The organism is Aliidiomarina shirensis (genome assembly GCF_003987345.1).
Classification (GTDB): Bacteria; Pseudomonadota; Gammaproteobacteria; order Enterobacterales; family Alteromonadaceae; genus Aliidiomarina; species Aliidiomarina shirensis.
The window spans coordinates 483,667-505,802 of record NZ_PIPP01000001.1 but is presented as its reverse complement, the minus strand read 5'-3'; the positions used below and the strand labels follow the sequence as shown (position 1 = coordinate 505,802).

17 protein-coding genes and 1 tRNA gene are annotated in these 22,136 nt (G+C 45.7%); 13 read left to right on the top strand and 5 right to left on the bottom strand.

All coding sequences use genetic code 11. The features are described from left to right. The first annotated feature begins 126 nt into the window (after positions 1-126). From CWE13_RS02275 to CWE13_RS02265, 3 genes are read left to right on the top strand one after another with little or no spacing between them, the layout of a single operon-like run. The gene (locus tag CWE13_RS02275; protein ID WP_126805707.1) at positions 127-1,146 is read left to right on the top strand and encodes a DUF3667 domain-containing protein; all 1,020 of its coding nucleotides are present in this window, start codon (positions 127-129) and stop codon (positions 1,144-1,146) included. Between the two features lie 30 nt (positions 1,147-1,176). Further along, the gene (gene trxC / locus CWE13_RS02270) at positions 1,177-1,623 is read left to right on the top strand and encodes a thioredoxin TrxC (protein ID WP_126805706.1); all 447 of its coding nucleotides are present in this window, start codon (positions 1,177-1,179) and stop codon (positions 1,621-1,623) included. A gap of 43 nt (positions 1,624-1,666) precedes the next feature. Continuing rightward, positions 1,667-3,340 carry an isovaleryl-CoA dehydrogenase gene (locus CWE13_RS02265; RefSeq protein WP_198677875.1) on the top strand — a complete coding sequence of 558 codons (1,674 nt, stop codon included), beginning with the start codon at positions 1,667-1,669 and terminating at the stop codon, positions 3,338-3,340. Positions 3,341-3,494: 154 nt separating this feature from the next. On the opposite strand, the gene CWE13_RS02260 is transcribed toward CWE13_RS02265, so the two are convergent. Then, on the bottom strand, positions 3,495-4,697 hold the full coding sequence (locus tag CWE13_RS02260) for a PDZ domain-containing protein (protein WP_126805705.1): 1,203 nt from the start codon (positions 4,695-4,697) through the stop codon (positions 3,495-3,497). Positions 4,698-4,836: 139 nt separating this feature from the next. Between CWE13_RS02260 and CWE13_RS02255 the strand changes: the two genes are divergently transcribed. Continuing rightward, positions 4,837-6,120, top strand: a complete 1,284-nt coding sequence (locus CWE13_RS02255) for an acetyl-CoA hydrolase/transferase family protein (protein ID WP_126805704.1) — start codon at positions 4,837-4,839, stop codon at positions 6,118-6,120. 4 nt (positions 6,121-6,124) lie between these two features. On the opposite strand, the gene CWE13_RS02250 is transcribed toward CWE13_RS02255, so the two are convergent. Beyond that, positions 6,125-6,670 carry a hypothetical protein gene (locus tag CWE13_RS02250; RefSeq protein ID WP_126805703.1) on the bottom strand — a complete coding sequence of 182 codons (546 nt, stop codon included), beginning with the start codon at positions 6,668-6,670 and terminating at the stop codon, positions 6,125-6,127. A 144-nt stretch (positions 6,671-6,814) separates the two neighbouring features. Here CWE13_RS02250 and CWE13_RS02245 point away from each other — a divergent pair. The 4 genes from CWE13_RS02245 to CWE13_RS02230 all read left to right on the top strand — a co-directional run bounded on the left by CWE13_RS02245 (position 6,815) and on the right by CWE13_RS02230 (position 12,083). Next, positions 6,815-6,891, top strand: a tRNA-Val gene (locus tag CWE13_RS02245). A gap of 187 nt (positions 6,892-7,078) precedes the next feature. Continuing rightward, on the top strand, positions 7,079-9,139 hold the full coding sequence (ppk1, locus tag CWE13_RS02240) for a polyphosphate kinase 1 (RefSeq protein ID WP_126805702.1): 2,061 nt from the start codon (positions 7,079-7,081) through the stop codon (positions 9,137-9,139). A 9-nt stretch (positions 9,140-9,148) separates the two neighbouring features. Beyond that, the gene (locus CWE13_RS02235; RefSeq protein WP_126805701.1) at positions 9,149-10,690 is read left to right on the top strand and encodes a Ppx/GppA phosphatase family protein; all 1,542 of its coding nucleotides are present in this window, start codon (positions 9,149-9,151) and stop codon (positions 10,688-10,690) included. 76 nt (positions 10,691-10,766) lie between these two features. Beyond that, positions 10,767-12,083, top strand: coding sequence for a DUF2254 domain-containing protein (locus tag CWE13_RS02230; protein ID WP_157980922.1), 1,317 nt, complete (start codon positions 10,767-10,769; stop codon positions 12,081-12,083). A 56-nt stretch (positions 12,084-12,139) separates the two neighbouring features. On the opposite strand, the gene CWE13_RS02225 is transcribed toward CWE13_RS02230, so the two are convergent. Beyond that, on the bottom strand, positions 12,140-12,907 hold the full coding sequence (locus tag CWE13_RS02225; RefSeq protein ID WP_126805699.1) for an EAL domain-containing protein: 768 nt from the start codon (positions 12,905-12,907) through the stop codon (positions 12,140-12,142). Positions 12,908-13,196: 289 nt separating this feature from the next. On the opposite strand from CWE13_RS02225, the gene CWE13_RS02220 reads away from it, so the two are divergent. Further along, entirely contained in the window at positions 13,197-13,439 is a 243-nt protein-coding gene (locus CWE13_RS02220) for a TIGR03643 family protein (RefSeq protein WP_126805698.1), read from the top strand. 89 nt (positions 13,440-13,528) lie between these two features. Here the strand turns inward: CWE13_RS02220 and CWE13_RS02215 are convergent, their stop codons facing one another. Next, entirely contained in the window at positions 13,529-15,943 is a 2,415-nt protein-coding gene (locus CWE13_RS02215; RefSeq protein ID WP_126805697.1) for a zinc-dependent metalloprotease, read from the bottom strand. A 76-nt stretch (positions 15,944-16,019) separates the two neighbouring features. Continuing rightward, on the bottom strand, positions 16,020-16,925 hold the full coding sequence (locus CWE13_RS02210; RefSeq protein ID WP_126805696.1) for a DMT family transporter: 906 nt from the start codon (positions 16,923-16,925) through the stop codon (positions 16,020-16,022). A gap of 252 nt (positions 16,926-17,177) precedes the next feature. On the opposite strand from CWE13_RS02210, the gene CWE13_RS02205 reads away from it, so the two are divergent. From CWE13_RS02205 to CWE13_RS02190, 4 genes are all read left to right on the top strand, one after another. After that, positions 17,178-17,399 carry a VF530 family protein gene (locus CWE13_RS02205; RefSeq protein ID WP_126805695.1) on the top strand — a complete coding sequence of 74 codons (222 nt, stop codon included), beginning with the start codon at positions 17,178-17,180 and terminating at the stop codon, positions 17,397-17,399. Positions 17,400-17,454: 55 nt separating this feature from the next. Further along, positions 17,455-17,832, top strand: a complete 378-nt coding sequence (locus CWE13_RS02200) for a YchJ family protein (RefSeq protein ID WP_126805694.1) — start codon at positions 17,455-17,457, stop codon at positions 17,830-17,832. 123 nt (positions 17,833-17,955) lie between these two features. Beyond that, positions 17,956-19,017, top strand: a complete 1,062-nt coding sequence (locus CWE13_RS02195; protein ID WP_126805693.1) for an efflux RND transporter periplasmic adaptor subunit — start codon at positions 17,956-17,958, stop codon at positions 19,015-19,017. Continuing rightward, entirely contained in the window at positions 19,014-22,121 is a 3,108-nt protein-coding gene (locus CWE13_RS02190) for an efflux RND transporter permease subunit (protein ID WP_126805692.1), read from the top strand. The genes CWE13_RS02195 and CWE13_RS02190 overlap by 4 nt, the downstream gene beginning before the upstream one ends. Positions 22,122-22,136: the final 15 nt, after the last annotated feature.

Below are 22,136 nucleotides of genomic sequence, written 5' to 3'. Positions count from 1 at the left end.
AAATTTGGAGTTGGTCGATGTCGTTGTTTCCCGTATTAATGCTCGTGTTTATTCCGGTAGCATTTATTGCATTAATTGCCGGTTATCTTATTTGGTTTTTCCGTAACGAAGAAAAGAAACGTTAATATGAGCGATGAAAATCCGCGTTTATGTTTGAACTGCAGCACCCCATTGGAGGGTGCTTTTTGCCATCAATGTGGGCAAGAAGATACGCATTATGTTCGCGGTGTGCTGAGTTTAATAACCGAATTTTTTGGCGAAATGGGTAACTGGGATGGGCGTTTGTGGCGAACGCTACGGCCGTTATTTCTTCGCCCAGCATTTCTTTCAAATGAATATGTGAAAGGGCGCCGCGTGCCTTATGTGCCGCCATTACGGCTGTATTTATTTATCTCGATTGTGGCCTTTATTGTATTTTCACAACTCGGAAGCGGTTTGGGAATAAACGGCAATGGTTTAAGCCCTCAGGAAGCAACCGAATTGCGCGACACTATCCGTGCCGAAATTCGTGATAATACGAACGATGGCGTGAGTAATGACACGAATACCGAAGAAAGCGCCCCCGGTGTTGAAACGCCGGTGGTAACGCCAAGTGAACGGGGAGGAGGTTCGGATATTGACCGTTTGGCGCGCGGCGAACAAACCGTATCGCTTGGATTTTTAAGTGAAGCGGAAAATATCGAGCTCAACGCAAAATTGCAGTTAATGGCACAGCGGCCGAAAATTTTAGTGGATAAGTTCTTCACCGTAGCGCCACAAATGATGCTGATAATGCTGCCTATTTTTGCATTATTTATGAAGCTAATATACATCGGTAGTAAGCGCTACTATATCGAGCATGTTGTATTAGCCTTGCATACTCATGCGTTTATGCTGATCACCCTGTTGCTTATTCTAGGGGTAAACCTGATTCATTCGCTGCTGCTGGATTATGGTATTAGTACATGGTTGATTTGGCCTTTCCCATGGATTCTGAAGGCGCTTTGGTTGTGGCTTCCGGTTTATCTGTTCTTAGCGCAGAAGCGCTTTTATCGGCAATCAAACTTAGTGACGTTTATAAAATTTAACATAACCGCGCTTTTCTATTGCTTCCTACTAAGCATATCTATTGCTTTGGGCGTAATTTGGAGTATCTGGAGTGCGTAGTATTTATGAAGTAGAGGTAGCAAAGAATACATGAGTAATACAATCGTTGTAGCTTGCCCTAGTTGTGCTCAACGCAATAAGATTCCTAGCGAGCGAATATCGGCTCGTCCACATTGCGGCGCCTGTAAAGAAGCACTTATTACAGGTTTACCCTTTGATCTTACGCTAAACAACCTAAAGGCACACATGAGCAGTGATCTGCCGGTTGTTATTGATTTTTGGGCGCCTTGGTGTGGGCCGTGCAAACAATTTGCGCCGATTTTCGAAATGGTAGCGGCCCCCTTTGCTGAACGCGCCCGGTTTGCAAAAGCTAACACCCAAAACGAAACGGTTTTGGGGCAGCGCTATAATATTCGGAGCATTCCTACTATTGCTATTTTTCATCGGGATCAGGAGCTTGCACGAGTTTCTGGCGCAATGCATCCGCAACAGTTGCATAAATGGCTTGATGAAGTACTGAACGAAGTAGGTTGGTAGCGATCGCTCAAATCATCATCCGTGGTGATTTTAGAAGGAGATAATGATGAGTAAAGTATTCAATATCGATCGATTTGTAGCGCAAACCCACGAAGTAGAGAATCAACCGAAGCCACTTGAAAACTATAATTTATTTTTAGCAGATTCTGCATTACAAGATGCGCTTATCCGCGAGGGCGCAGATTGGGCAAAACAAGATGTTACGGCGTTTGGCGAGTTGGCGGGCCGAAGTGATACGATAGCTTTGGGATTTGATGCGAATGCGCAAAAACCACAACTTCGAACTCACGATCGTTATGGTAACCGCGTGGATGAAATTAAATTTCATCCTGCTTATCACCAGCTCATGCAAATCGCGATAGAAAATGGCTTGCATGCCAGCCCCTGGAGTGACCCGAAAAGCGGTGCTCATGTAGCGCGGGCAGCAAAATATTATATGCACACCCAAGTTGAAGCCGCTCACGGATGCCCCGTAACGATGACATTCGCGGCCATTCCGGCGCTGCGCCATCAACCTGAGTTATTGGATAAATTCGGGCCTAAGATTATGACCCAACGTTATGATGGCCGGAATGTTCCTGATGCGGATAAAGCAGGTTTAACCATTGGCATGGCGATGACGGAGAAACAGGGCGGTTCCGATGTACGTAGAAACACAACGCGCGCCTATCCGCTAGAAAAACCTGGTGCTGGCGAGGCGTATGAGTTGGTTGGGCACAAATGGTTTGTTTCCGCGCCAATGTGTGATGCGTTTTTGGTTTTAGCGCAAGCTGAGGGGGGCTTAAGTTGCTTTCTTTTGCCGCGTTGGCGACCTGATGGCACCAAGAATCCACTGCAGATCCAACAGCTGAAAGATAAAATGGGGAATGTTGCCAACGCCTCGAGTGAAACGGAGCTGCGTGGTGCCTTTGCTTGGATGGTGGGCGATGAAGGGCGCGGTGTACGCACTATAATCGAGATGGTGGCGATGACCCGCTACGATTGTATGATTGGTTCATCTGCTGGCATGCGGCAAGCTGTCGTGCAAGCTATTCATCATTGTGATCATCGGGCTGCATTTGGTGCCACTTTGAGTAAGCAGCCGCTGATGCAAAATGTACTCGCGGATTTAGCAATAGAAAGCGAAGCTGCGATGACGTATATGATGCGAATTGCCCGTGCGATGGATAATCAAGATAACGAACATGAACGATTATTATCACGAATTGCAACACCGATTGGCAAATATTGGATATGCAAACGCACGCCAAACCATGCCTACGAGGCGATGGAAGTAATCGGTGGTACTGGCGTGATGGAAACGCATATTATGGCGCGCTTGTTTCGTGAATCACCGATAAATGCGATTTGGGAAGGTAGTGGAAATGTTCAGTGCTTAGATATTCTGCGCGCGATCGATAAAGAACCCAAAGTTCTTGATGCCTATTTTGCGGAACTTAAACGCGCGCAAGGCAGCGATAGCCGATTTGATAGCTTTGTAGCTGAGTTGCAAAGTAGCTTCGCGGATGCACATGATCTGCAATATCGCGCGCGTAATATCGCCGATAGAATGGCCTTGGCACTGCAAGGTGCATTGTTGTTACAACACGCACCAAGTGCGGTGGCTGATGGTTTTTGTGCGAGCCGATTGAACGGCCATTCAGGCTTAAACTACGGCAACCTTCCTGTAGGGGTTGATTGTGAGGCTATTATTAGCCGTGCTCGCCCGCATTCTTGAATATAGTGGGTGGTTTAGAGATATAAGAACATGAACTGCGGGCACTGAACTCGCAAAACGGAAAAGAATATTCCACGAAGATTAAAGGCCGGTATTCGAAAGAATAGCGGCCTTTTCTATTTTTAGAGAAACGGGTTTGCAAATGAATACTTTTTTAATTACTGAGCGTTGGATTGCGTATTCGTGATCGTGTTAATTTGATTTCGCGGCTTTGCAACGCATTCTCGGTGAGCACGGTAATCGATACTGAGCTGCCCTCGGTACCACGAAGGTTTTCTTGCACGTAAGCCGTATCGTGTTCATCTGTAAGTGCAACACCATTGATCGCGAGCACGGTATCGCCAACCGTTATCCCAGCCTTTGAAGCAGCACTTGGATGGAATAGGCCGTGTACCTGAAAGCGGCCGCGTAGCTCGTTTGGCAAAGTAATACCAATTCCCACAAATTCACTGAGTGGTGCAGAAGCGGAAAATCGCTGGCACACGGTGTCGGCAACGGTTTGATTCATCCACATGCAAGAAGTTGCTAGAAGTTGGTTATTGTTATAGGTGTAAAACCAACCGTAAATAGCATGTTGGAAGGTGGTGTACATATTGCTCATGTTACTGCCGGTATATGTTCTTACCCGGCGCATTTCATTCGCATATGGGCTATCCGTCACTGTTAAGCTATTAAATTGCGGGAACTCGGCGTAAGTCATTTGAATCCCACTAATCTGGTCGTTATTAAACTGATAACGTTGTGCTGACCACGTGGTCTGGTCGGTGCCAAAATACTCTGATTGGCTACGAACACTTGCTATAGATTGCCACTGGCCGTGCTGAGAACCATTAATCAATTCGCCTTTAATACGGGCAGTGTAGGTTGTGTTTTGTTGCGTGTTGCTGGCTAGTTTTGTATTCATAGAATATTGCACAACGGCCTCAAACGGCCCGGAAATTGCGCCTTGATTGCATTCTCCCGCGAGAAGATGCACTTGAATCGGCGATATAGTTGTACTTTGATTTAAGGTTCTGGCACCCACACGCATTATGCTCTTCGTCACATTCATTGGTGCATTTTGGGAGATAACGTATGCAGTATTTTGATCTACATCACACGGGATAGCATTGCTGGTATTGAACGTTTCCAAGTTATTTGCCGACGATCTATAGTGCGCGACGACAGCTTGATAATGTTCCATTTCCTGAGCAGTGAGTGCGGGTTGCGCTCTTCCGCCGGGAACCGGGGCGTTTGCGGCATCTGCTAAGCTTTGCATTGCTGCTCGTTCGTACATTGGCCGAGTATCAACACAGCCTGATAATGCTAAACATATAACAGAAGTAGTGGATAAAGCGATGATGGTGCTTGTTTTCATGATGGTTGCTCTTTTTATCAGTTGTTTAATATATAGGCAAAGAGTTCTATAAAATCACGAAAAAATTTAACTAATTGCGATTATCTGCGTTACGAGTACGCTGGGGTTCAACGATTATGACGTTTATAGGGAGCTTGAAATGCGGGTGAATTCGGCCGTGGATGCGGTTTCGGTGCTTGAAGATAATGATGTGATTTGGTGCCAATCAATGGCGGCAACACCTTATTTACTATTAGATGCGCTTGCTGAGATTGCTATGGCGCGCAAGAATTTAACGCTATTGCAGTTGCATACCGAAAAAAGTAGCGCATTGTGTAACCCTAATTTACAGGGGCATCTTCGCCAGCGTGCATTTTTTGTTGGCGCTGCAACTCGCGATGCGGTGAAAAAAGGGTTAGCAGATTACGTACCTATTTTTCTATCGGAAATTCCAAAACTATTTCGTTCGCAGGCACAGCACTTGGATGCTGTGTTGATTCAAGTTTCGCCACCTGATGCGCACGGATATTGTAGTTTGGGTATATCCGTTGAAGCTACGCGAGCGGCACTGCAAATGGCGAAAAAAGTAATTGCGTGGATTAATCCCCAAATGCCCCGTACGCACGGTGATTCCTTTGTGCACCTGAGCCGGTTTACCCGCTATTTTGAGCACAGCGCCGCAATGCCTTTACATGAACAACCCAAACAAAACGAAGTAACGCAACAAATAGGCCGTAATGTGGCGAGCTTGATTGGCGATGGTGATTGCTTACAGATGGGGATTGGTGCAATTCCCGAGGCTACGCTGGCGTGTTTGGGGGATAGGTGCGATTTAGGCATACATACTGAAATGTTTTCCGATGGCGTAGTGCCGTTGGTTCATTCTGGGGTTATCAATAATTCTCGTAAACGTAAGCACAGAGGGCGTATCGTAACTACGTTCGCTATGGGGAGCCAGGCGCTGTACGATTTTGTGGACGATAACCCGGAAGTTGCATTTCTAGACGTTGAATACACTAATGATACATCGGTGATCCGCCAAAATAATCAGGTGATGGCGATAAATAGCGCGCTTCAGGTTGATTTGAGTGGTCAAGTTTGTGCCGATTCATTGGGTACCTCAATTTATTCCGGCGTGGGTGGGCAAATGGATTTTGTGCGAGGTGCAAGTTTATCGGAAGGGGGCCGATCAGTAATCGCGCTACCTGCCACCGCAGCAGGAGGGACAGTTTCAAGAATTAGCGCCATGCTAAGCCCAGGTGCGGGTGTAGTGACGACTCGGGCACATGTGCATTACATTGCAACAGAATATGGGGTTGCAAATTTGCGTGCACGAAGCATGAGTGAGCGAGCTGCAGAGTTAATCAATATCGCAGCGCCGCAATTCCAAGAGCAATTAGCCCGGGAAGCTCGGGATGATTGGGGGCTGCATATCAAAGGATAAACAATTATGGACCGCTATGATTGATTCCGTGCCTGCGCCATAGCCACACAACAAAGCTGAGCCAAGGAAACGCGATGAGGATAAAAATAAATACAAAAAAGCCCCATCCACTGGCCTTACTCTCCTCGTAGGAAAATTGGGCAGCAGGGCTTAACGCATAAATAGTAGGCTGTTCGGTGAGCGTGTAAATTGCACGCTGTTGAAAGTTCTCAGGTATTTCATAGCTGTAAACTTCACGGGGGGTGGTATAACGCGAATCATCAGTATAGTTAAAGGTAAAGGAGTAATGCTCGGTATCTGTGTTTTCATCGTGAATATAATATTCATCGTTTAAATTAACATAGCGGATGCTTAAATCTGCCGCATGGTCTCTTGGATTAACCATATAGCTATCATAGAGTTGCTCTAGATAAGCAAAGCTCTCCAGCCGAGCTTTATCGTTTTGCATCGATTCATAGCCAAAAGCTATAAACACATAAGCAAATAAGGTAACAATAAGTGTTACCGCTGAGCGCCATAAAGCAGAAAACACTTTTTTGATAAACCCCACAAGAGAACCCCGAGTATATTTAGGTTAGATAGTAAAGATATATACTTTTAGCGCTAAAAAAGCACTTAAAAAAGGAAAAAAACTTGCAGCTTTTGAGGTGTAGCACTATCATACCCGCCGCTTGCACTCGTGAGTATCAAATGTGCGTCCTTAGCTCAGTTGGTTAGAGCACCACCTTGACATGGTGGGGGTCGGTAGTTCGAATCTACTAGGACGCACCATTTCTTTTTAGTTCTTGTGTTGAATCAATTTGTATCTTCAATTTCATTCGTCATGTGTAACTGCAGTTGAATATCAATTTCTGCATTCATGGTAGCTTGTCATTTTTATGTCACAAAACTTCTATAGCGTAACGGTGCGCTAATACCCTTGTATTGCGAATTTTTAATTGGCTAGGGGAATTCACCTTTGAAGTTTTTTGCAAAAGAATTGAGCTGGCTATCCTTTAATGAGCGGGTGTTGCAGGAAGCTGCGGATCGAACAGTTCCAGTGATAGAGAGGGTGCGCTTTCTCGGTATTTTTTCGGCAAATATGGATGAGTTTTTTCAGGTGCGAGTTGCCGATGTGCGCCGAGAGATATTCTTTGCAAAAGACTCAGAAGAACGAGAATCGGCGCAACTTTTACTGAAGCAAATTCAAGAGAAAGTAATTGCGTTGCAGTTGAAGTTTGATGATATTCAAAAAGACGTGGTAATTTCGTTAGCGCGCAAAAACATCTTTATTCTTAATGAGAGCCAGCTTTCTGAAACCCAACGAGAATGGGTTATTTCATATTTCCACGACAAAATTAAACGTTACCTTATTCCGCTGATCATTTCCCCAAAATCGAATTTGCTAAAACACCTAAAAGAAGACCGAATTTACTTTGGTGTAGAACTGCGTTTAGCGACTGAGATTTTATATGCAGCCATAGAAGTACCAACCGAAGAAGTATCGCGATTCGTGCGTTTACCGCATCAAAAAAGCAAACGCCGTAAAGATGTTATTTTGCTCGATAACATTATTGCGATGTGTTTGGGCCAGGTTCTGCAGTTAATGTTCGCCTGCGAAGATATTCGCGCTTTTTCGTTCAAATTAACGCGTGATGCAGATTACCGATTACCTCATGATATCGATCAGGGATTATTGGAGCGCATGGAGGAGGGCATCAAACAGCGGGAACAAGCCGACCCTGTACGTTTGGTTTATGATCGAGAAATGCCAGAAGCCATGCTGCGCTTTTTATGTAAGAAATTGCATATGAACGAATACGACTCTCGGGTTGCTGGTGGTAGCTATCGAAATACCCGCGATTATCAAAAGTTTCCAAATTTAGGCCGTAAATCATTAGCGTATCCAGCCTTGCAAACATTAGAACATCCCAGATTCTTAAGGGACAGCAATGTTTTCGATGTGATTTCTGAGGGCGATGTATTGCTATACTTCCCTTACCATAAATTTGCTCATGTTACTGAGTTGCTGCGGCAAGCGGCTTACGATCCGGCTGTGCGGAAAATTCAAATCTGCGTATATCGCGTAGCACCAAATTCACGAATTATGCGTTCGTTGATGGAAGCTGTGCATAATAATAAACAAGTAAAAGTAACCATAGAATTACAAGCCCGATTCGATGAGGAAGCAAATATTGAACTCGCGAAAGAGCTTACCGATGCGGGCGTTCATGTAGTATTTGGTATTTCTGGTTTGAAGGTGCATTCGAAGTTGTTTTTAATTCACCGCGAGGAAGAAAACAATATTCGCAGATATGCTTATATCGGCACTGGTAACTTTAATGAAAAAACCGCGAAAGTGTATACCGACTTTGCATTAATGACGTGTGATCCCGGTGTTTGTAGCGACGTTGAAAACGTTTTCGCTTATCTCGATGCGCCTTATCTCCGGCATTCGTTTAACAAATTGATGATCTCACCCGTAAATCTACGCGAACGCTTTGTTAGCTTGTTGGAACGCGAAATCGAAAATGCGCAACAGGGCAAACGCGCCGAGATATTATTGAAAGTAAACAACCTGGTTGATGAAGCTATTATTGTACAGCTATACCGAGCAAGCAGGATGGGCGTGAAAATTCGGTGTATCGTACGAGGGATGTGCTCATTGCGCGCCGGTGTTACTGGTTTAAGTGAAAATATTGAAGTGCGCAGTATCGTTGATCGCTTCTTGGAGCATCCAAGGGTATATTGGTTTCATAACGATGGCGCAAATAAAGTATATATTTCATCTGCTGATTTAATGACACGTAATATCGATCATCGAGTAGAAGTGGCTTGCCCTCTTGAGGATACTGAAATTAAGCAGCAAGTGATTGATATTATGCAGTTGCAGTGGAAAGATAATTCTAAAGCGCGGGTGATTGATGCGGAGCAGCGCAACGAATATGTGAACCGCGGTAATAGGAAGAAAGTGCGCAGCCAGATCGAAATCTATAATTACTTAGCGGCCAAAGCTCGTGTAATACCACCTTCTAAATAGGCTTTTTTCATGGTTAAACCTTCAGATCCGGCGTTTACAACAACATCCGAAGATGCACCTCAGTTTGCTACGTTAGATTTGGGATCGAATTCCTTTCACTTGCTGACGGCGCGATTTGATAAAGGAACCATGCTACCGCTGCTTCGTTTTAAAGAAAAGGTACAACTAGCCGCCGGTTTAAAAGCGCCTGGAATTCTCAATGAAGAAGCTATCCAAAGGGGCGTAGAAGCACTACAAGGATGCGCACAGCGATTGCAGGGATTTCGCCCAGAGCAAGTGCGCGTTGTGGCCACTCATACACTGCGAATTGCCCATAATAGTGATATTTTGCTTAATCGCGCCAAGGCAATTTTTCCTTTTCCTATTGAAATTATTTCGGGTCATGAAGAAGCCCGCTTAATTTATCATGGCGTGGCGCAAACAACGGCGGCCGATGATTCCCGATTTATTATCGATATAGGCGGTGGTAGTACTGAATTAGCGGCGGGCAATGAGGTATATCCAAAAATTGTTGCTTCTGTAAGCATGGGTTGCATTTCCTACACGGAGTATTTTTTTGCGGGTGGCAAATTAACCCGTAAACGCTTCGATAAAGCTATTATTTCAGCGCGGCGCGAATTAGAAGCGATGCAAGCTGATTTTCGACCTTTCGCTGCCGGAAAAGTTTATGGTACTTCGGGCACCATCAAAGCACTTACTTCTTGGTGTGAAAATCGCTTTGGTACACCTTCAGGAACTATTCAACGTGAGCAGCTTTATGTATTAATTGATACGCTGGTACCGGCGAAGCATATCGCTCAGATTGATCTTAACAATGCTGATTTTGCTGGCTTAGAAACTGATCGTGTTGGCATTATTGCCGGGGGGATCGCGGTGCTTATCGCGGTCATGGAAGAACTTGGTATCAGTGAAATCAGTGCGCATGATGCGGCATTGCGCGAGGGTGTATTGTATCAACTGGCTGAACAAGTGCTTGAGCACAAAGATGTTCAGCAACGCACAATTGATAGTTTAGCTGTGCGTTATGGTGTTGATACTGAACAAGCCGCCAGAGTGCAGGCAACAGCCTTGGAGCTTCTCGCGGCAGTAAAGCAAGAATGGCAATTGAAAGGCAAACTATTTCGTCGCCTGTTAAGCTGGGCCGCATTGCTGCATGAAATTGGTTTGTATATTAACTTCAGTAGTCGACATAAACATGCAGGGTACATTTTACAGCATGCGGATATGCCAGGCTTTAATAGAGAAGAACAACGGGCTACGGCCTTGTTAGCTCGCTATTTTCGGAAAAAAATAGATCCCCATGCGTTTCCGCCGTTTACCCTGTTTGAAACATCTAAAGTTTTGGCGTTGTTAGTATTATTGCGTTTAGCAGTGGTTTTTAATAATGATCGTCAGCATTTATCACCTATTACTTCGGTACAAGTAAAGGGATTCGAGTTACGTATTGCTTTAACTGAGCAGGCTTTGGCTGATCAAGTTCTTATAGAAGATTTAGAGTTCGAGAAAAAGCAATTCGCAAAACTCGGTTTTCTACTATATGTTGGTGAGTAGTATGGTTATGTACATGGTAGCTTAGCTTTGTTAGCTCCTAGCCAAAGTAGCCACATTTAGTAGAAAGGGAATGTCGATGTTGAACAGAATGTATCATGTATGGTTGGATATCCGCGCTAGCTTTTGGTTTTTGCCGACGCTAATCGTACTCACTTCCGTACTACTCGCTTTTGCATTGATTGAACTCGAGGAATATACATCTGCGAGCTTTTTAGATAGTTGGCCTCGGGCCTTTGCAGCAAGCGTTGATGGTTCCCGCAGCTTGCTTTCAACGATTGCTACTACAACAATCACGGTTACCGGTGTGGTGTTTTCTAGCACCTTGGTTGCTTTGTCCTTAGCTTCAAGCCAATATTCCTCGCGGATCCTGCGAAACTTTATGGCCGATAGAGGAACGCAAACATCACTCGGTGTATTTCTCGGCATTTTTGCTTATTGCTTGATCGTGTTACGCACGATAAGTGGTGGCGAGAACCAATTCGTTCCGTCGGTTGCTGTTCTTACCGGGTTAATGCTCGGCTTTTTGGGCATTGCGATACTAATTTATTTTATCCATCATCTAGCTCGGTCTATTCAAGCCAATCATATTTTAGCGGAAGTAGCCTCGGAAACGATTTGTGCGGTTGCAGCTTTGTATCCGGAGCTCTCAGCGCAGGTGAAGCCTGAATCTGATATCGAACTAGAGTTACAGGGTACAGAGCGGTTCTGGCATCCTGTAGCGGCAACGAAGTCAGGTTATTTGCAAAGTTTAGATGTAAATAATCTTGTAGCGTTTGCGGCTAAGAAAGGCGGGGTTATACGTGCCCAACAGAAGGTTGGCGAGTTTGCTGTATCTGGTGTAGGAATTCTATCGGTACATGGTTTTTTACCGAATAAAGAAGAAGCCGAGAAAATTGCGAATATGTGCGCGATTGGCCGACAACGAACGGTGGAACAAGATGTAACTTTTGGTTTGCGTCAGTTAGTTGATGTTGCTCTACGCGCGCTTTCGCCCGGCGTAAATGATACGACCACAGCAACGATGTGCATTGATCAGCTTACGGCCGTGTTTGTTGCCTTAAATAAACGGGATATTGAATCGGCGTTTCGATGTGAGCAGGGGCAAGTTCGCTTAGTGCTTGCAGGCCCGAATTATGCTGATTTGTTCGCTACCGGCTTCGATCAAATTCGGCAAAATGCAGCTGGCAATGTTTGGATATTGAAGCACTTATTATCGGCTTTTCGGATAATCGCACGCGATACCAGTGCGCATGAACGGCGTACCGTTGTGTTAACACACGTGCTTGCGGTAACTGAAGTGGTTGAAGAAACGATTACACTAACACGTGATAAAGATATTCTGCTGGCGTTCGCGAAAGAAACACAAAATGCGGTAGAGAGCATTGAGCATTAGCAACACCGATAAGCATTTCGCGACGTTTCATTGATTAACCAGCGGTTTTACCTAGGTTAAAATGATTGGTAATCAACTTCCGGCAATTCTTCAAAACCCGGTTTAGCAAAGAAGTAGCCTTGCATGAGGTCAACACCTTTAGATTTAAAGTAATCAACCTCTTCGCGCGTTTCAACGCCCTCAGCTAGTGGCGTAATACCTAATCGCATACACATGGTTAGTAGCGAATCGACGATGATTTGTTTAACCGTGATTTCATGAATATTGCGAACCAATTCCATATCGATTTTCATAACCCGCGGTTGGAAACTGGAAAGTAGGTTTAAACCTGCATGGCCGGCACCAAAATCATCAATAGCGGTTATAAAGCCTTGTTCAGAATAGTTTTTGAATATCTTGGTAAGGTGGTCTGCATCATGCACTTGTTCAGATTCGGTAATCTCAAACATTAAATTCTCAACTGGGAAATTACTCTCTTTCGCAGCAAGAAGGGTACTTCGAATACAGTGAGCAGGCTCGTAAACGGCATTGGGCAAAAAATTAATGCTAAGAACGGAATCAAGCTTTAATTTGCCTGCCAAGCGAATTGCTGTTACGCGGCACGCTTGATCGAACATATATCGGTTATCATCGTTCACCTGGCTCAGTACGGACCACGCAGAACTGCCATCGCAGCCACGAACGAGCGCCTCGTAACCGAACATTGTTTTGCTAGCAACATTAACAATAGGCTGAAATGCGAAAGTGAATTTAAAGGGGAGGTCGACGGCACAACGGTTACAACCAATCACTGGTTCCATATCTTTAGGAAAGTTCGTACTCATTCATTTCACCTTTACAAATTATCATCAATAATTTCACTATAGCGTAATTACATCGGGGAAAAAAGCCGTTAAAACCGGCACGTTTAGCGTGAGCCCGTGCGCTGATGTTGCGTGATTCATTTCTTTCACTGGTTTTAAGTTATCGGCTTGTAGTTACGAAACTGAAGTAGGTTTAGGCCAATTTTGATCTTAATTTGCGTGAACTTAAATGGATTCGCGCACGTAAATGAGAATGAACTGGAAATCCAGTTTACCGCACATAAAGCTAATATAGTGGAAAAACAGAACCATGCTTGAACACGAAAAATCGCGAATCATTGAGATGGCGTGGGAGGATCGAACGCCATTTGAAGCAATCGAAGAAACCTTCGGCTATGCCGAAAAAGAGGTGATCAAATTGATGCGTCGAGCGTTAAAACCTTCTTCGTTTCGATTATGGCGAGAGCGTGTTAGTGGGCGTAAAACCAAGCATAAAGCATTGCGCTCACCTGATGTTACCCGCGGTTACTGCCCCACGCAATATAAGCGCTAGTTCCACTATGCAAGGGCATGGCGGTTGCTAAAACAGCGCTGCACTGGTTTAGCAACCGGCTTCTTAACAAACAAATACTTCGTTATGCACTAAATAGGTGAGCCCGGTGGCATTTGCGCTGGGCTGAACGCGTCCATCCATTCATGATGTTCTAAAACGTGTGCCAAACGGCGTGCTAAGTAGGAGGAAAAATAAGCATCATCACCATTCTCAGCGTCTGCTTGAAGTGTTGTTCTCCAATTGTCTAACGCCCACTCTAATTGCCCTCGAACTTCAGGTGCAGTTGCTGAGTTAAGCATGGCTTGCGATAAATGATAAGCCGTAAGATAGGCTACCCGCTGGCTGATCTGGCTATTACTTGCTCGATTCGAACTTGCGTTATCAATTAACCGTTTCGCTAACGCGCCCGGTGTAATATTGGCTTCACCACCGCGTTGAACTTGCCAATTTAAGCGGTTTAAACGCTGTGAATTGAGCAGCAAGTTGAGTGTATGATTTACGCTGGTTTCGGCCATAGTAATGGGATCGGTAAATAGCCCCATGCGGGTTGGGAAATCTTCCCGGCTATCATACGATCCATAGGCTTTCGGTACCAAAAGCTGTTCAATTGATGGGGGTAAACTTAAGAATTCCGCATCTAACGTGCTTATCAGCGCAGCTAGAGCCCGCTGTTGTTCCTGCGCACTAACGGCTTCGTTTACGATGGGCTCACCATTTACAACGTAGCGATAATCAACACCGCCCACCAACTTTACGGCAGCCTCAACTTGATAACGATGCAGTAAGTACATGGGTGCCAACACTTGCTGTAGCTCATCTAGCGGCCGCCCCGGCGCTAAGTTATCTCGGCCAAATCGCGCTAATACATTTTCTCGAACCTGAATCAATCGGTTAAGTTCATCCGTTGCATTTTCACCATTATTCCAAAGATGGGCAGTGGGGTGGCCGCTATGCACAGGGCGGGCATCTCTATCGGAAATAAAGTGCATATCTTTTGCATAGGTTTCTGCTATTAAATTTTGCAGGCCTTCGGTTTCAGCTTCAGCTGAAGCAAATTGGGTATAGCCATAAGCTACGGTAAATTTATCCCATTTGCCCATGCCAGTGGCATACGCGTTATTTAAACTAATTTCACCGTTATCGTTAATGGTAACGAGCGGGTGAGGGTAATCCATTACCGAGGCACGATCTTGTGAATTGGCGGCAAAGTTATGTGCGATGCCTATGGTATGGCCAATTTCGTGTGCTGATAATTGGCGAATACGGTGTAATGCCATGGCTTCGATATCGGCCATAAGTTGTTCGCTATCTTTGCCGTCGGCAAATGGTGCAAGTAAACCTTGGGCAATCAACATATCTTGGCGAACACGCAGGGAACCTAGGGAAACGTGTCCTTTTAAAATTTCGCCAGTACGCGGGTCGATCACCGAGGCGCCGTACGACCAGCCCCGAGTGGCGCGGTGTACCCATTGGATAATGTTATAACGAACATCCATTGGGTCGGCGTCACTTGGGAGATCTTTTACCACAAATGCATCTTTAAAGCCGATAGCTTCAAAAGCTTCTGCCCACCAGCGTGCACCCTCGAGTAGTGCGGTGCGAACCGGCTCCGGCACGCCCGGATCGAGATAATAGATAATTGGTTCAACGGCCTCACTTACGGCCGCATCTGGATTTTTTTTCTCTAAACGATGGCGCGCAATAAAGCGCTGGTCCATCGATTCTTGTAATGGGGCCGCATAGTCTTGAAAGCCGCGCGCGTAATAGCCACTGCTCGGATGAAAAGCCCGCGTTTGGTAACCATCATCAGGCAAGGCGATAAATGAATGATGTAAGTGCACGGTAATAGCCGAAGGCTCGGGCGTTACCGAATTCACAAAACGACCAGCATTTGAGCCAGCGAACGTAACCTTTGCTTCGAGTTCGGTGTTCTTGGGAAACGATTTCATTCGCTCAGGCCATAAAACAGAGCGCGATGTATCAGGTTGGAAACTGCCTTCATTAATATTCTGCAAACGCTGTCCGATATTGTTAATGTCGGTGAATAGAAACGGCGTGTAATCAACTAACACAGCCGCATCGTTTTGAGCCACCACATTAAAACCAAATAGTGCGGATTCAGCGAAAGCCTCTTCTACACTTCTGCGCTCCATTTCATTATCGGTAAGTGCCCGGAATGTTGTGTTCTTTTCAATGAGAAGTGCACGGTTGCCGTGAACACTGAATTCCACCAACCGAGTAGCACCGAGTTGGCCACGATCAAGGCCGAGATCGTTCGAGCCTACGCCTCGCGGTAAACTACTTTGAAAGATAAATTCACCACTATCTGCGGGAATTTCGAGGTAAACTTTGTCGTTCGCAGCATCAAAGTAGAACGTATAAAAACCGCTGTTTACTTCCATGTCAGTCGTAAACTCAGTAATGCTTTTGGTATCGCTGGCAGCGGCTAGCGATGAGGCGAGCAATAGCACAGTGACAAATAGGGCTTGGAAAATTGATTTCATAGTGGTTTCCTGAGCGTGAATGAATAGCTTTTATTGTTGTGATAGGCCATAACCTTGCTGTATTTCTGGCTTGGAATCAAGGCTCTTGCTGCGGTAGGTTTTGTTTCTTGCGAATAGATTCGCGGTGGCTAATGTAAACGCCACTGGCTATTACTACACAAGCACCGGCAAGCACCCAAATACTCGGGAGTTCGTGCCAAAATATGTAGCCCAGTAACAACGCCCAAATCATCGCCGTATATTCGAAAGATGAGAGTACCGAAGGTGGTGCTTGGCGATATGCCTCGGTGAGTAGGTATTGCGCTATTGCTCCTGATACACCGAGCAATAGCAGCCAGGGCAAATCAGATATTGATAATGGTTGCCAATCGCCAAGCGCGAGCAGGCCACAACCCAGTGTTAAGCTCAACACAAAGAAGAACATTAAGGATTCCGAGGTTTCAGTTCGATGCATATAACGCACCAAAATCATGGCGAAACTATAACCTACCGTGGCGAGTAGACCGGAGATAACGCCAATGGAAGCGAAGCCCATAGCATTTGGATTGAGCATAATAACGACGCCAACAAATCCAACGCAAACAGCGCTGTATCGATGAATACCTACTTTCTCGCCGAGAATAGGTACGGATAGTAGAGTAATCATTAGGGGTGCAGCAAAGAATATGGCGTACGCATTGGCAAGCGGCAGTTCTCTGAGGGTAATAACCGTAAGAATTAAAAAAGCGATACTAATTACGCCACGTACAGCGTGGAGTAATAAATTATGGGGTTTTATTTTGTGTACGGTGCGCTGGCTTGCGAGCCATAAAAGTACGAACGGCAGTGATGTGGCACCACGAAAAAAGCTCACTTGAAATGAACTTAGGTGCGCGGCTAAATGCTTCATTGCAACATCCATAAGTGCAAAACAGAATACTGCAAGCAACATAAAGATAATGCCACGGCTGATATGTTCGGATGCTTGATGGGCAGAGTTCATTAATAACGGCTCACTGGCAATAGGCAGAGGAACTTAATGGTTAACGGCTGCTCAGAATACGCAGTGTTAAATATAATATGTACGGTAAAGCTATAGGTTCACAGTATTGTAGCGGCAATTGTGGGTCGACGAAACAGCTGTTGCTTGCCGCTGGCAACCTGCATAATAGGGTGTTAAAGCAGCCTGCAGTTTTCGTTATAGTGGGCCTGTGCAGCGAATATATTTAAACAAATTAATTCAAGAGATTCCCGAATGGCAAATGAACAACCAAATAATCCGTTACACGGCGTTACGTTAGAGCAAGTAGTAGTGAGATTACAAGCGCATTACGGCTGGGAAAAATTAGCAACAAAAATTAATATCAACAGTTTTAAAAATGATCCTTCGGTAAAATCTAGCCTTAAATTTTTGCGAAAAACGCCGTGGGCGCGCGAGCAAGTAGAGCAACTTTATATCGACACGTTCGCAAGCTAGATGAGTTTATGCGTGGGTGGAATAAATTTGAGCAAACACGATACTGGAGAATTAGATGCTTGAAGAGGCAAGTTGCCCGTGCGGCAGCGAGAAGAGCTACGCACAATGCTGTGGTGTTTTTCATCAAGGCGGCGGTGCATCAACGCCTGAACTATTAATGCGCTCTCGTTATACAGCGTTCGTGAAAGGAAATATTCGTTATTTGCAGGAAACTTGGCACCCAAGTACCCGCCCGCCGCTGGATTTAGATGGCAACCCGGAATGGGTAAAGCTACAAATTTTAGAAAGTTGGCAGCGGAATACAAAAGGGTATGTTCATTTTCGTGCCTTTTATCAAGAGCAAGGGGTGCTGCAGATGATGGAAGAGAAATCTAAATTTGTGTATGAAAATGGCTGTTGGTTTTATGTAGAACCGGAAAATTTGAAGCTGTAACTGAAATACCTTTATGTGTCGATGAGTAAAGATTCTTTGCAAATGTGATCATTTATAGGCTTTCTACGTATTCTCTATTCGTGCAAAAACTACAAACCTATCTTCGAAAAACAGGGACATAGAATGAGAGCTGGCTGGGGAAAATCCTTACTTATTACAACGCTAGGAATTGCGTGTTTGTTCTCGTATGCAACAATGGCTCAGCAAAATGGTGCTGATGACAGCACGTTAGTGCTGGTACAAAAGATTGAGCTAGAGCGCGAAAGCCGCACGATCGAAGCTGTAGGTTCGGCGCAAGCCATACAATCGATTATGTTATTTCCAGCAGTGGGCGATATTGTTACTGCCGTGCACTTTTCCCCAGGGCAGCTGGTCGAGAAAGATGAAATATTGGTAGAGCTTGATGCGCGCAGGCAGAATGTTGCGGTAGCGCGGGCTCGGATTCAATTAGCCGATGCCGAACGCACGGTTAGCCGGTTACAACGAACGCGTGAACAAGGTGGCGTTGCCCAAAGTGATCTGGATGATGCAATTACCGCGCGTGATTTACTAGAGGTTACGCTCGAAGAAGCACAAACAGAACTGGAAGACCGTTTTGTTCGGGCCCCATACACGGGGGTTGTTGGATTAACTGATGTGAACGTAGGGGATCGGATTACCCAACAAACGGCAATCACCAGCCTTGATGAACGAAATCAGCTGTTTATTAACTTTCGAGCGCCGGAAGCCGCGCTTGAGATACTTGCCGATGATCCCGAAATCACGGTTCAGCCATGGCAACGCCAAGACGTTACCGTTGCAGTAGAAATTGCCGAAATCGATTCACGTATTGACGAGCTAAACCGAACTATTCGTGTGCGTGCGTTACTGGATAATAGTGCAGACTTATATCGTCCAGGTATGAGTTTTCGGGTAAATATGACATCACTTGGCCAAGAGTTTGTTTCCATACCTGAAGCGGCACTGCTTTGGGGAGCTACCGGTGCTTATGTGTGGCTGGCAACAGCTGATGGTGAGGATTTCGTAGCTGAGCGTATTGATGTGCAAATTAAACAACGGTTAGCCGGCCGTATTCTAGTAGATGCACCTATTCAAAAAGGTGATTTTTTAGTTGTAGAAGGAATTCAAACACTTCGCGCTGGGCAGAAACTTCGTTTTACTGATGATTCTCAGGTGAACCCATGAGTAAAGGTAAGGATAGCTCTGCAGCTAATAAAGCTCGCCAAGATTTACCATCCCTAGCGATACGCCGGCCGGTTCTGATCATTGTTTTGAATTTACTGATCATTATAGCCGGCTTTGCGGCGCTTAACGCGATTGAAGTGCGTGAACTGCCTGATGTCGACCGCCCCGTAGTTACCGTTACTGCTGCATTCCCCGGTGCTGCGCCGGAAACCGTTGATACCGAAGTTACGCGGTTGCTTGAAGGTGCTGTGGCGCGGGTAAATGGGGTTAAATCGATTAGTAGTTCGAGTGAAGAAAATAGTACTCGAATTGTGGTTGAGTTTCGGCCCGGTGTTGATTTGGATAATGCGGCGAACGATCTGCGAGAGTCGGTTGCGCGTGTTGAACGTGAGCTACCACCTGATGTGGAACGCCTAGCCATTATTAAAGCGGATAACAACGCAGACCCAGTGGTGCGGGTTGCCGTAACCAGCGAAACGCTAGATTTCGAAACCATGACCGATAGGGTAGAAACCGATTTAATACCGTTGTTGTTGAATATACCGGGCGTTGCAGATATCGCTTTAAATGGCGATCGCGAGCGAGTTCTGCGCGTCATGATCGATCCGTTAAAGCTGACGAGTTTTGATTTAGCGGTTACCGATTTAGCCGATGCTTTGCGCCAAGCGCCTTTCGATGTACCCGCCGGGAGTATCCGTTCAACTGACCAACAATTAATTGTGCGAGCTGATGCTACCTCAGTTACCGCCGATCAAGTTGCCGATATTATCATTCGTGGTGATACCCGAGTGGGTGATGTTGCTGATGTCTACTTTGGCCCGGCGGATGCACAGAACTTTGTGCGTTTAAATGGGCGGCCGGTTATTGGCCTTTCAATTATTCGCCAAGCAAGCTCAAATACTATTGAAATATCAAATGAAATTCAGGCGCAAATGGCCGGCATCGCTGAGCGCTTTCCAGATTTACAAGTGCTGATAACCTCCGATGACGCTGAGTTTATTCGAGGTTCAGTGCGCGAAGTTTTAACGTCACTCGTTCTTACTGTTCTTTTGGTTATTTTAACCCTATGGCTCTTCATCGGTAACTTTCGCTCAACGATCATTCCAGCCTTAGCAATTCCCGTATCTTTGATTGGTTCTTTGGCGGCGCTTTGGATACTTGGTTTTTCGATTAATATCTTAACGTTGCTCGCCTTGGTATTGGCTACCGGCCTTATTGTCGATGATGCCATTGTTGTTACCGAAAATATTCAGCGCCGTCGTTCTATGGGCCTTGGCGCCCGTGCTGCTGCGGTAATAGGGACACGAGAAGTGTTTTTTGCTGTAGTGGCCACAACGGCAGTGTTAGTGGCCGTGTTTGTGCCCATCGCCTTTTTACCGTCAACTGCTGGCCGGTTGTTTCGTGAATTTGGTGGGGTGTTAGCAGCGGCCGTGATTATTTCCTCCTTTGTTGCGCTTTCGATGGTGCCGGCACTAACAGCGCGTTTACCGCTTTCAAAACCGAGTAGTAGTAAGCTCGCTCAGTTTGGTAATAAATTGCGCGATAGCTACAGTACAAGTTTACATTGGGCATTGAATCGCGCGTGGTTGGTATTCATTGTGTGTGCGTTGGCTGCGGTTTCGTCGGTATGGGTTTATCAAACGCTTGATAGTGAGCTCTTGCCGCCTGAAGATCGAGGCCGAATCGCGATTTTTGCAACGGGGCCCGATGGCGTCGGCTTAAACTTCATGGATCGTCAGGCCGACCGAATTGAAGAAGTATTGTTGCCTTATGTTGACGACGGCGAAATTGAAAACATTGTGACGGTTGTAGGGCAGTGGGACCCGAACCGTGTGTTCGTAGTTGTGCCACTAAAGCCTTGGGAAGAACGAACGCGTAGCCAACAAGAGATTATAAATGAAATTCGTGGCCCCTTATCTGAAATTCCCGGTGCGCCTGCTCGCGCTTCTGGGGCTAATAGTTTAAACCTTCGGGGAACCGGCGGCGGCTTGGATCTCGCTTTAACGGGCCAAGACTATGAAGAAATTTATGCTGCTGCGTTAAAATTCTCTGGATTAATTCAAGATAGAATTCCAGAACTCGGCGTGCCGAACTTAGGCTATCAACCAACGCAACCGCAGTTGCGCGTAAACATTGATAGGCTGCGGGCGGAAGAACTAAATGTTCCGCTTTCTGATATTGCGGCAACATTGCGTGTAGCAATAAATGGTGATGATTTAGCCGATTTGAATGTAGGGGATCAATCAATTCCGATTATTTTACAGGCATCTCGGAATTTAGTAGAAAATCCTTCCGATTTAACGAATTTATATGTGGGCTCGCGCGATGGCGGTTTAGTTCCGTTATCTAGCCTTGCAACGATTAGCGAAGAGGGCGTGGCGGCAGAGCTTGAACGGCAGGCTCAGCGGCGTGCTATCGAAATGGATATGGAGCTACCCGATAGCATTACTATTAACGAGGCGGTATCGCGGTTACGTGATTTAGCGCAAGAGGAACTTCCATCGGATATCGGATTAGTATTCTTAGGTGAAGCGCTGGCATTTGAAGAAACGACACGTGATGTTACGTTAACGTTCGTGTTCGCACTATTAATTGTGTTCCTAGTATTAGCCGCACAGTTTGAGAGTGTGAACAGTGCTGTTGTGGTGATGGCAACGGTTCCATTCGGCATTGCGGCAGCGCTTTTCGCACTCTTATTGACCGGGAATTCGATAAACATTTATTCGCAAATCGGTTTGGTGATGTTGATTGGCTTGCTAGCAAAGAATGCAATTCTATTGGTGGAGTTCGCCGATCAAATGCGTGATAGCGGGCGTTCAGTGCGTGAAGCTGTAGAAGAAGCGGCGAAAATACGCTTACGGCCCATTATGATGACATTACTATCGACGCTACTTGGGGCTTTACCCTTGATTTTATCCTCAGGAGCCGGAGCGGAGGCGCGTAATGCTATCGGTTGGGTAGTATTTGGCGGTTTGGGTATTTCGGTGTTGTTCACTTTATATCTTACGCCGGTGCTGTATTTAGCGTTGGCCCGTTTAGTGAAGCCACGGGCAGATGAAAGTAATCGATTGGAAAAAGAATTAGCGGATGCCAGCGACGCTTAGTGAAGCACTTGTTAT